Source organism: Mycoplasma tullyi (assembly GCF_014068355.1).
Classification (GTDB): domain Bacteria; phylum Bacillota_I; class Bacilli_A; order Mycoplasmatales; family Mycoplasmoidaceae; genus Mycoplasmoides; species Mycoplasmoides tullyi.
The window spans coordinates 831,512-844,506 of record NZ_CP059674.1 but is presented as its reverse complement, the minus strand read 5'-3'; the positions used below and the strand labels follow the sequence as shown (position 1 = coordinate 844,506).

General features: G+C 31.5%; 6 protein-coding genes. 4 read left to right on the top strand and 2 right to left on the bottom strand.

What is annotated here, in order from left to right; all coding sequences use genetic code 4:
- Nucleotides 1-7: 7 nt before the first annotated feature.
- From H3143_RS03375 to H3143_RS03360, 4 genes are all read left to right on the top strand, one after another.
- Nucleotides 8-2,095 (top strand): putative immunoglobulin-blocking virulence protein, encoded by a 2,088-nt coding sequence (locus H3143_RS03375; protein ID WP_182078793.1) that lies wholly within the window; start codon nucleotides 8-10, stop codon nucleotides 2,093-2,095.
- 184 nt (nucleotides 2,096-2,279) lie between these two features.
- Nucleotides 2,280-4,394, top strand: a complete 2,115-nt coding sequence (locus H3143_RS03370) for a putative immunoglobulin-blocking virulence protein (protein ID WP_182078792.1) — start codon at nucleotides 2,280-2,282, stop codon at nucleotides 4,392-4,394.
- Nucleotides 4,395-4,514: 120 nt separating this feature from the next.
- Nucleotides 4,515-6,605 (top strand): putative immunoglobulin-blocking virulence protein, encoded by a 2,091-nt coding sequence (locus H3143_RS03365; protein WP_182078791.1) that lies wholly within the window; start codon nucleotides 4,515-4,517, stop codon nucleotides 6,603-6,605.
- Between the two features lie 104 nt (nucleotides 6,606-6,709).
- Entirely contained in the window at nucleotides 6,710-8,767 is a 2,058-nt protein-coding gene (locus H3143_RS03360; protein WP_182078790.1) for a putative immunoglobulin-blocking virulence protein, read from the top strand.
- Between the two features lie 58 nt (nucleotides 8,768-8,825).
- Here H3143_RS03360 and H3143_RS03355 read toward each other — a convergent pair whose 3' ends face one another.
- The gene (locus H3143_RS03355; RefSeq protein WP_182078789.1) at nucleotides 8,826-9,485 is read right to left on the bottom strand and encodes a hypothetical protein; all 660 of its coding nucleotides are present in this window, start codon (nucleotides 9,483-9,485) and stop codon (nucleotides 8,826-8,828) included.
- 119 nt (nucleotides 9,486-9,604) lie between these two features.
- Nucleotides 9,605-12,913 carry a DEAD/DEAH box helicase gene (locus tag H3143_RS03350; RefSeq protein WP_228444787.1) on the bottom strand — a complete coding sequence of 1,103 codons (3,309 nt, stop codon included), beginning with the start codon at nucleotides 12,911-12,913 and terminating at the stop codon, nucleotides 9,605-9,607.
- Nucleotides 12,914-12,995 lie beyond the last annotated feature (82 nt).

The following is a 12,995-nucleotide window of genomic DNA, read 5'->3' as shown; positions in this document are numbered from 1 at the left end:
GATAACAATGTTAAATTCCAAAAAAAGAAAGATCATTAAAATTGTTGCTTTATCAGCAAGTTCTTTAGCTATTGCTAGTAGTACCACAATAGGTATAGTTTATAGTCAAAATTCAGGTAATAATAGAGATACTTTAATCCAAAGACAAAATAGAGTTACTTTAGATGGGAATGGTAAAGCCCAAGATGTTTATAACTCTAATAGGGATGTAAATTTACCTGATCAACCTACTCCACCTACTAAAACTCCGGTTGTTCAAGAACAACCTAAGCCTGATAAAAAACCTGAACCTAAACCGCTTCCACAACCCAAACCTGCAGATCCTAACGATACTTTTGCTCAAACAACAAGTATTAAATACGTAACTTATGATAAAGAAGATTACGGTTTAGATGCGAACGCACCTCAACAACCAAACGATCCAAGTAAAGTTGTTTTAAGTGATAGTGAAGCAAGAGCTTTATATGAAAAAACTAAAGCTTCTATTTCTAGAGTAAAAGCAGCTCTTGAGAAAGCTAAAGCTCTAGGTGCAGCTGGTGCTAAAGATACAGCAGCTCGCGATCTTTTCTTAAAAGAATCTGGATATTCTAATAATAAAGATTTCTTTAATATCTTCTGAGAAAAATTATTTACTGAAAGCACTCGTGGCAAAACTAAAATCGATTGACTTTTAGATTCAATAAATTCATTCAATAATGATGGGTTTATTATGTCTGAAGCTAAATCAAATAGATCGTGAAAGATTAATATTAACCCAGACTTCACTGGTAATGTTTCATTTGGTTATTCAGATGAAGACTCTAATCCAGTAATTAAATATCAAAAAGATGTTTATCGTTATCAAGTGTTAGGTACTCCTAATAAGTGAGCAATTGATAACCCAAGAGATATCTTAGAAGGTGGTTTTACTGGTTGAACTAGAACTGATCTTACAGATGAATTTGTTAAGGATTCTAAATACGGAATCAGCTATGATGATGGTATTTCTGTAAGGCACTATACTCCAGAAAATAAATCAGATCCTTACTATGCTGATAAGAAAGATCTAAACGTTTTTGTTTTAGATGTTGATAAAACTAGTGGTTATCAAAAATTCATTGACTTCTTAAATAAGGCTAAAGATACAACCCCTGAAATTGGTGTTGTATTACAAAACGTAGGTAAATCAAACACAACTAGAAACGTGTATGACATTATTAAAGCTCTACCAAGTAATGTAGTTACTTTAACAGTGTTCTTTGAAAATGCAGATACTACTTCATTATTAGCGCTAGAAGGTAGACACTTAAGAGAACTAAAAATTTATACAACTGGAAGAGTGAATACCCCTTTATGGTCAATTAATCCATTAGCACTTAAAAACATCAACTTTATTCCATCATTATTAGCTTACAATGTTGGGGGTTATCCACGAGGAACAACTGTTGCTTCAACTCCTATTATTGGTAAATTAAAGTTTGATCGAAATGATGATTACAAACGTATTCAAGAAGGTTTAGATATCGCTAAAGCTAGAAGAAATGAAAGAATCTTCCAAGGTTATTTCCAAGGTGCAGGTGCTAAACCAGTAGCTTGAGACTTCTCAAGTGACCCAATCATTAGAACATTACAAAACATTAATGTTCATGATGCTGAATTAAGAGAATTAACTTTATCTTCAGAGTTAATAGATACCGATGAAAATGGTAACATGTTGGTTACTTATGATCTAAGCGAGTTCAATCATGCTCAATTTGATCAAGCTTTAAGATACAGGGGACCTTCAAATGATCGATATATCTACTTTGGTAAAGGTACTGAGATCTTACAACCTGAATCATTAATCTTAAAAGGTGAAGCTAAAGACTTAGAACAAGGTAGTGTAATTGAATTAACCCAATTTGTTCATTATGCAACAACTGGTGGGGCATTTAAAAAAGTATTTACTTCATCTCAAGCTGTAGCTGATGCAATTAATTCAGCTGCTAAAGGTTGAAGAACTAAACCACAAGTGATTGTTGTAGATGCTAGTAAATTAGAAAAATACAAACCTAAAGTATTCCATATTGATCCAAACTTAAACCCAATTGGAATCCCTTTAAATAAAACTAAATAAGATTCGTGATTTAATTTAAGCTTTACTAAAAGCTTAAATTTTTTATGTCCTGGTTATTTAGTTATAATCACTGTTCAACTAAAATTCGATATAATAAATAATAATAGGTTCTAACTCTATTTAATAGATTCAAAAGATTTATAGTTATTTAATGAGCTTTTACTTTAAAATAAAACATCGATAAATGTTAAGTTCTAAAAAAAGAAAGATCATTAAATTAGTATCAATTGGCTCATCTTCTATTGTTATAGGAGCTGCTAGTACATTTGGAATAGTTTATTCAACAACTGAAAATAACTCTAAAGCATCGTTAATCCAAAGAACTAATAGTGTTCAGTTGGAAAAAGGATCAGATGGAGCTAATGATTCGCAAAATTCGAATCGTGATTTTAATTTGCCAAAAGAGCAACCAAAACCAGATAATAAACCAATTCTTGTAAATCCTCCAGAAAAAAAGCCAGAAGTTAAACCAGAACCTAAACCACAACCTAAAAGAGAAGCTTCTTTATTTGATTTGTTAGCTCAAGATACACAAATCAAATATGTTACTTACACTCCTGAAGAATATAGATTAGACAAAAAAACACCTCAACAGCCTAACGATCCAAGTAGACAAACAATTAGTGATGAAGCAGCAGCTGCTTTATATGCAGAAACTGTTAAAACCTTAACTAATGTTAGAGATCGATTAGCTAACCTAATCAAAAGTGGTAAAGGCGCTGAAGATACTGAAACTCGAGATCTAATTTTTAAAACATCAGGCACGGATGCTGCCAAAAATTTCTTTGACGATATTTGAAAACAGATCTTTTCAAACGATAGAAGAGGTCAAACAGGAGCTCAAGAATTTCTTAATTCAATTAATGACTGATTGAATGCTGATTTAATGAGTGAATCTAAGGCTAACCGTACTTGAAGAATTAACTTTAATGGTGATACTAAAAATGCCTTCTCAATCAATGTTTCGTTTGGTTATAAAGATGATAGTAATAACCCAGTAAAAAATTACTACCAAGAAGTTAATGCTTATAAAGTTTTAGGTACTCCTAATTTAAGATTTAACCCAACATCAGATGATATTATTAATGGTAACTTCCAAGGTTGAGATAAATCTGATGTTACAAACGAATATACTAATGGAACCTATGGAATCGATAACAGTGATGGTATCCAAGTATTAAAATACAGTCCTCATGATAAAACAAACGATTATTATAAGGACAAACCAGATTTAAAGATGTTCATCTTAGATGTTGATAACACTTCAGGTTATCAAAAATTCATTGACTTTATTAATAAAGTTTATGAAAACGACAAGAATAGTAAGATTGGTGTAACGCTTAAGAATGTTGGTAAGAGACATACTACTAGAAACGTTTATGACATTCTTAAAGCTTTACCACCTAATATTGAAACTCTAACTGTCTTCTTGGATGGTGCTGATACTACTTCACTATTAGCTTTAGAAGATAGAAACCTAAGAGAGTTAAATATTTATACTACTGGTGTAGTTAATAGCGATCTATGAGGTATTAACCCATTAGCGATCAAACACATTAACTTTATCCCGTCATTATTAGCTTATAACAATGGTGGATTTGATCCGTTCCCTAAAGGATTAACAACAGGTTCAACCCCACTCTTTACGACTTTAAAGTTTGATCGTAATGATGACTATGCACGTGTTCAAGAAGGATTAGATATTGCATTCAAACGTAGAAGCGAAAGAATCTTCCAAGGTAATTTCCAAGGAGATGGTGCAAAACCAGTGTTCTGAGACTTTGCTGATGCACCAATTATTTCTAGCTTAAAGAACTTAAATGTTGGTGATGCTCAATTAAGACAAGTAAGATTATCTAATAAGTTTGTTCAAACTGATCAAAGCGGTACTACTTTTGTCGTTTATGATTTATCAGACTTTAACCACTCTCAATGAACAGCTGCTATGCAGTACCAGCCAAGTTTCTTAAAACGATATATTTACTTTGGTCGTGGTACTGAGATCGCTCAACCTAGCACTTTAGTGCTTCGAGGTGATGTTAGTACATTAGAACGTGAAGGTTTAGATAACCTATTATCATTCATTAAATACACAACTAACGCTGGAGCATTTAAAAGCGTTGCTGTAACTAATGCTGCTTTAGGTGAACAATTAAAAGCTGCAGCAGCTTCTCAAATGAACGATATTAATTACACTGTGTTCTCAGTAGATAAACTTAACGAGTTTAAAAAACTAACGTTTACTAAGGATAATACAGTTAATGCAATCGGTGGACCATTAAGAACACCAAAGAACTAAATATTTCATAAAAGACTAATAATTCCACAGTTTAACAATATAGGTTATAATAATTTAATATAGATGATAGTTTACGATTTATAGTTGTTTTGATGAGCTTGTTTTTGTCAAATTATTAAAATGGTCAGCTCTAAAAAAAGAAAAATCATCAAATTAATTGCTTTTAGTACTGGTTCTATTACTCTGGGTGCTGCTAGTACTTTAGGAATTGTTTATTCGACCTATAAAAGCGATTCTCAAACAAGTTTAATCCAAAGATCTAATCAGGTTACATTAGATAGTAGTCCTGCAAATACCGACGCTTCGCAAAATTCGAATCGTGATTTTAATCTGGAAAATGCGCCAAAAGTACCAGAAAAAAAACCAGTAGCAATTAATCCTCCAGAAAAAAAACCAGAACCAAAACCAGAGCCAACACCACCTGCGACTACTAATAATTTAGCAGCTAACACCCAAATCCAATACGTTACTTACGAAAAACAAGAATACAATTTAGACAAAAACACGCCTCAACAACCTAACGATCCAAGTAGACAAGTCTTAAACGACCAACAAGCACAAGCTTTATTAGGTAAAACCAGAGCTTCGTTAACAAAAGCAAGAGATGAATTACTAAAAGCAATTAATAGTGGTGGTACTGATGATGCCGCTAGAGATGCCTTCAGACAAATATCTGGATATAAAGGAAGTACAGAGTTTTTTAACAATATCTGAAAAACTTTATTTACTAAAAATGATAGAGGTCAAAAACCGATTGATGACCTGCTATTAGCTTTCAACCTTGATTTAGGTAACAATAAATTCTTATTAGACGAATCGAAAGCTAATCGAACTTGAAGAATTAACCTTAATGAAAACTCAATTAATATCTCATATGGTTATGAAAATGACGGAGATAACCCGGTTTATAATTACTACAAAAAGGTTAACGAATACAAGGTTTTAGGTTATCCTAATTATCAATACAACCCAACCCCATCTGATATCATCAATGGTGATTTTAGAGGTTGAACTAAAACAGATATTACTAACACATACATCAATGATAAAGATTATGGTATTGATGGTAATGATGGTATCCAAGTAAGGCATTACACTCCAACTAATAAGGATGATCCTTATTACAAAAACAAAGATGATCTTAATGTCTTTGAACTAGATGTTGATAACACATCTGGGTATGATAAATTCATTAAATTTATTAAGAAAGTTTATGAAAAAGAACCAAACAAAAAGATTGGTGTGGTTCTAAGAAATGTTGGTAAAACTAACACAACAAGAAACGTTTATGACATTCTTCAAGCTTTACCACAAAATGTTGAAACACTTACAGTGTTCTTAGATGGGGCTAATACTACTTCGTTATTAGCTTTAGAAAATAGAAAACTAAGAGAATTAAATATCTATACCACTGGTAGAGTTAATACCGATCTATGAGGTATTAATCCATTAGCAATCAGACACATTAACTTTATCCCATCGTTGTTAGCTTATAACGTTGCTGGGTTTGGTGATTCTTACGCGACAGGAACAACAATTGGTTCAACGCCAATCTTTACGACTCTAAAATTTGATCGTAACGATGATTATAAACGTGTTCAAGAAGGTATCGATATTGCGTTTGATCGTAGAAGTGAAAGAATTTTCCAAGGTAATTTCCAAGGTCAAGGTGCTAAACCAATCTTTTGGGATTTTGCAGACGCGCCAATTATTAGAAACTTAAAAAACCTTAATGTTCGTGATGCTGAATTAAGATTTGTAAGATTATCAGCTGATTTAATTGATACAGATAATATGGGTAACAGTTTTGTTACTTATGACTTAAATGAGTTTAATCACTCACAATGAACAGCAGCCATGAGATACCGTGGAGCTCCTGGTGATAAATTAAAGATTAGCTTTGGTCGTGGAACTGAGATTGCCCAACCGCGTGCTTTAGTTCTAAGAGGTGCTCAAAACACCCTTGAACAAGAAGGTTTAGATAACCTAAAAACTTTCGTTAAATATGCAACAAACAGTGGTGCATTTAAAGATGTTTTTGTTTCTACTCAGTTCTTAGCTAATGAAATTCAAGCAGCTGCGGCTTCAGAAGGAAACAGCATCACTGTTCATGTTGTACCTTTAGAAACATTAGATAAATATCAAATAAAAACCTTTACAGTTGATCCAAAACTAAATGCGATTGGTGATCCAATTAAACCAACTAAATAGGATGTGTTAGTTAAACTAAGAATTTAATTTACAATCCAAGATATTAAAAAACTGGAAGGTTAAGGTTGATCGTTATTATATTAAGTGTAGGTCTATAGTTTTAAATGATAAGCTCTAAAAAAAGAAAACTGATAAAACTAATTAGTTTATCAGCTACATCAATATTAGTAGCTGGAAGTACTACTTTTGGAGTAGTTTATTCAAACTCTCGTGAAAATAATTCAAGTAACTTAATTCAAAGAAGTAATACAGTTACATTAGATAAAGGCGGTTCTACTGACAGTCAGTACAACTCTAATCGTGATTTAAACCTTCCTAAAGAAGTTAAACCTGTTGTAAAACAAACTCCAATAGTTACACCTGAGAAAAAACCAGAACCTACACCAGAACCTAAACCTACACCTGTACCTGAAGTTCAACCTTTACCAGATCCAGTAGCTGTTACCTACAAAAAAACTAATTACAACCTTGACCAAACAACTCCAGTTTTACCATACGATCCAAGTGTCCAAGCAGCTTTTGGTGACAAAGTTGGAGCGTTAGTGGGTGAATCGAAGCACATCTTAAACACGCTTAGAAATATACTATCTCAGGGTTTAGCAGCTAACACTGTAGCTAATAAAGAATTATTCAAAAACACCATTGGATATAAGAATAATCCTGATTATTTTGATTTTTATTGAAATTCTTTATTCAAAAAAAGAGATGAACCTGGTAGAACTGAATACCCTTATCAAGACTTTTTAAATTCTTTCAGCGCTCTTAGTGATGACTTTATCTTATCTGAAGCTAAAGCTAACCGTGTTTTAAATATTACCTTACCAAACGTTTCAGTTACTTTTGGTTATAAAGATCCTTCAGAGAATCCTTTATTAAATTACTATATTAAGGTTAATGAGAAAAAACTTCTAGGTACTCCTAACTGACAATATAACGAAAATCCACAGGGTATCCTTGATGGTGATTATCGTGGTTGAACAAAAACTGATCAAACACAAGAATTTATTAATAGTGGGAAATACGGAATTACCGCAGATGATGGTATTACTGTAAGACATTACACTCCTACAGATAAATCTGAAGATTACTACAAGAACAAACAACCTGTTAATGTGTTTGTTCTAGATGTAGACAACACTTCAGGTTATAACAAATTTATTGAGTTCTTGAAAAAGGCTGCTGACACCACTAAAGATATTGGTGTTGTGTTAACCAACATTGGTAAAACATCAACTAACCGCGATGTTTATGACATTATTAAGGCATTACCTAAGAATGTTAAATTATTAACCGTTTTCTTTGAAAATGCAAACACTAGTTCATTATTAGCATTAGAAGATCGCAGATTAGACGAACTTAATATTTATACTACTGGAACAGTTAATACCGATCTTTGAGGACTAAACCCACTAGCGCTTAAACACACGAACTTTATTCCTTCAACAAATAACTATAACGTTGGTGGATTTAATCCTTATGTTCCTGGAACTGTAGTTGCTTCAACACCAATCTTTGAAGCATTAAAATTCGATCGTAACGATGATTACTCACGTGTTCAAGAAGGCATTGATATCGCATTTAACCGTAGAAATGAACGTATCTTTAATGGTAAGTTCCAAGGTAAGGGTGGTAAGCCTGTAGTTTGAGATTTCTCAGATGCACCAATTATTCGTTCATTTAGAGGATTAAATATTAGAGATGCTAACTTAAAGATTGTTAGATTATCTAAAGATTTAATTACTAGTGATGAATCAGGTGACCACTTAGTATATAATGTTTCAGAGTTTAATGGTTCACAATGAACAAGTGCTATGTCATATCAACCTGAACGAGGTAAATATATTACCTTTGGTAGAGGAACTGAATTAAAACAACCAGACAGTTTAATCTTATTAGGTAAAGCTAGTGATTTAAGGGATGCTGGTGATTTAGCAACATTCATTAAATATGCTCGAATGGGTGGATCGTTTAAAACTATTGTTGTAACCGATCCAGGGTTAGCATCAGTTGTTCGCGGAATTGCTTTTGGTGCTAATGTGATTCTGGCTTCACCTGAAGAAGTAGCTAAACATGGTTATGAACCTAAAGTCTTTAAAGTTGATCCAACTTTAAATCCAATAGGTGATAAATTAGATAAACCTTCTAACGTAAGAGCTAACTAATAACAATAAAAAAATCCGATCTATAAATTAAGAAGATCGGATTTTTTTTATATACCATTTATTGATCTTGTCAGAACTTGTTGAACGCGTCATTAAGTGCTTGGAGTTTACAACTAAATGACGAAGGTCGTTCTTTATTATCTTCTAGATATTTAGTTTTTCAATACAAATATCTTTCCTTGAAATTAGCTCAAGCAACGGGTTCGTTTTCAACTAATTCAATACGATAAACAAGTTCTTTTAAACTCTTTGTTTTGGTTCAAACTTCATTAACACCGTTCTTGTGTTCTTTTAAGATAAAGAAATTTCTTCCATCAAATTTAAAGATAACAATATCAAGGAAAAACTTGTGTTCAGGAAAATCTTTATGAACAACATTAGCAACACTAAAACCACTTGTAGTAGGTTCTACTACAGCTTCTTTTTGTTGAAATTGGTTTTTTAGTACGTGTTCGAATGACTTTTTAATATCATTCTTTAATTGATCATTAGTTCGATTTTTTAGTGCAATTGCAGGTTTTAAAAGTTTTAAAACGAAATCGAAATCAAAATTAACATCTTCCTTATTACAGGTTAGTTTTTCTTTTGTTTCAGCTATCAAATAGATCTGAGTATCAATTGATTGTCTAGCTAAATCAATTTGCAAGTGTTTGATAATATCATTAGCTAAAGCAAAACAACTATCTACTAAATTTTTATCAGATAAGTATTTAAACATATTTTAGATCTTAAATTGATAACGATAAAAATAATGATCAATCTTCATTGAATTAATGATAAATCATTAAATTTATTTTTCTATTTAGATTTATGAAAGTACTAAATTATCAAGATAATTTAGTTGAATAAAGACAAGATGTCTTTAATGTTTAATCAGCTTAAACTATTATCAGTTTCTTGGATTAATTTAGCGGCCAGTTCTTTCTTGCGTTCTTGAATAGCAACAATACGTTCTTCGATCGTATTAGCAGCAATAATTCGATAAACTTGAAGGTGGTGTTTTTGTCCGATTCTGTGAGCGCGGTCGGTTGCTTGGTTTTGAAGTGCTAGGTTTCATCATAGATCATAATGAATAACGATCTCAGCTCCTGTTAGATTTAATCCCACACCACCAGCTTTTAGTGAAGCAATGAATACAGCAGGTTCATCTGAATCATTAAAAGCATTAACATATTGAAGTCTTACTTCTTTAGGTGTATCACCTGTAAGAATGAAGTATTTCATATTTTTTGCTTCTAGTTCTTTTTTGAACAAGCTAATTACACCTAGGTATTGACTAAACAATAAGGTTTTTTTGTTGCTCTTAATGGCATTATTAATAATGTCCATAGCAGCCACAAATTTAACGTTTTCACCGTTAAAATTAGAGTCAAGTAGTTTTGGGGAACAACAGATTTGACGTAACTCGTTTAAGAGTTTAGCCAACATGATTCCCAATCCTTTTTTAGATTGATCTTTATTCTGAACAATCTTTAAGATTTGATCCTTAACTTCTTTTTCTCGTTTATGATAGAAGTTCATATGATCATTAGATAATCCTACTAATAAATCAGATTGTGTTTTGGGTGGTAAATCTTTTAAAACCTTATCTTTAGTTCTTCTAAGAATAAATGGAGCGATCTTTTTCTTTAAGCGTTCTAAAACTTCTACATTAACACCATCATCGCGTTCGATTTGACTAGCATAGTTAAGATTGAATTCCGTAATTGAACCAAAAAATCCAGGTAAAACAAAATCAAAGATTGATCATAGTTCAGCTAATCTATTCTCAATCACTGTTCCAGTTAAAGCAACCTTATGAGCTCCACTGAGACTCTTAATATCTTTAGATAAGATTGATGAAGCATTTTTAATGCTTTGTGCTTCATCTAGTACAATGTAAGCATAATCTTTTTTAGCATGAAGTGCACAGTCTTTTTTAAAGGCTGAGTAGGTGGTAATTTCTACAAGATGATTTCTTGAGTTGATGATTACTCTACGATTCTCTGCATTTCCAGAAATCGTAGCCACATCTAAATCTGGATCGAATTTTTTAAATTCACTTGCTCAATTTAATAATAATGAAGCAGGTGCTACGATTAAACTTTGCTTAATCTCATGTGGATGGTCCTTATAATATTGGGAAATAACTGAGATCATTTGGATGGTTTTACCCAATCCCATATCATCAGCCATAATTCCACCAAAACCAAACTTTTGTAAGATTCTTAATCACTTATGACCTTCTTTTTGATAAGGTCATAAAAGCTTATCAAATGGTTTTTGAATCGTTAAATCATCTTTAAAAGTGTTGTTAACTAATCCATCGATTAGTTCGCGGATGTTTTTATTAGCGATCTTTTTAAAATAACCAGAATATGGTTTGAAAGCATTATAAAGATCTAACAATCGGTATTTACTAATAGCGATTGTTTTAGAATTAACCTTTCTAACTCCAAAGAAATCAAACTTAGATCAGAATTCTAAGAATGCTGCATTGTCAGGATCATTTAAACAATAATAACCGTCGTTGATTATATAAATTTGCTTGGCAACTAAATAGTTAGCCACAATATCCTTAATAAAATCAAATTCGTAAGGGAAGTTTGATAACGTGATTTTAATTAGATTGTTTTGGGTTTCAATCTTTTTAAAATCGTTGATATCAAACTTTAGTTTTAGTTCTTTAGTATAAGGTTCTAAAACCTTAATTTGGAACTGATCACTATTAAAGTAATTACTTAATTCTCGCAATTCTTCTAGATCATTTAGATCTAGAGTGTTCTTCTTTAAACGTGTTAATAAACGTTTATCAATCACTTTTTTAAAGAAAAAGTCATACGTGTTTTCTTCATATAAATGAAGCCGTTTATTTTTAAGTACCTTTTGGTCTTCAAAATAAACGATATTATTTTCATTATCTCGTTTGTAGTTAAAAACTAAACTGGTTGTTAAACCATTTTTCTTTTTATCAAATCCAAGTACAAGCCCAGCTTGAGGTAAATAATCAACTAGTTTAAGAATCTTCTTTTGATCATCTAAATAGATATTATCAAATCCCATCTTGGTTAGATAAATATAGAAATTTAAAAACTCTTTAGAAGCAATCGAAACCTTATTTAACAACTCGTGGTTAAGGTTGTTCTGATTCAAAATCTTATTAAATGGGTTGATAACTAACTTATTGTCTTTAGTTAAATTATGAGTTAAATAATGACCTCATTTTTTGTCAACAAAGCTTTCAATATTAAAAGCACATAGATCGTTTCTTTCACTTGTTAATAAGATTCGGTTTTCAATCTTCTTATTACTAACAATAAAACCACATTCATTAAAGCAAGCATTAATCTCATTAATTAGATCATCATCTAATTTAGCTTGTTCATATGATGAATCATATGTTTCTAGAAACCTCTTAAAACTATCTAGATCATGTAATGCATACAACCCATGGTTGTTTAGTCTAAATTCACTATGTAAGTATGACCCTTCAGATAAGAATGATTCTTCATCAAGATTGTTAATGTTAGCTAGATACACAAGGTATCAAAACATATAAAGATCTTGATAATTGATCGCATCACTATCAATCTTGAGTTTTAAGATTTTGGCTGGTGTTTTAGCTTTTTCATAACAAACATAAAAGCTAATTTCATCTTCATTCATTCAGCCTTGTTTTAATAAAAAATAGTTCTCATTAACTAACTTAAACTTATAAGAATCTACGTTTAAAAAAACGGCTAGTTTAATCGTATTAAAGTTCTTTTTAATTTTTTCAATACTAAAGTAAGCTTTGTCTTTTGGATTGATCTTAGTTTGACGAATCTTATTATTATTTAAGATAATCTCTTGTTTTTTATTAGCTTCTTGTTCTTGATCAAAAAGCGTTTTTAATTGCACATAAGCGCAATAAATTGTTCCTGCTACATAACGACAATACTTTAGTCGTGATGGACAATCACAAGAGATATCAATTAACTTTTCATTACTGCCATTAACAGTTACCTTAGTATTAACAACAACTGTGTCGTCGTTAATTCTTGCACTTAAAACTAGTAGTTTGTTATCTTGTTGATAAGTTAATTTAACAGTTTTACGGTTAACTAGGTTTTTACCCCTAATTAACTCGTTATCTTCAAAATAATATTCTAAGATTTTATTTAACATTCAATCCCAGCACAAAAAATAATAATATTTAATAATTATAACCAAGAAAACTTTAAAGATATAGGGGATGCCTTTAGTCTTA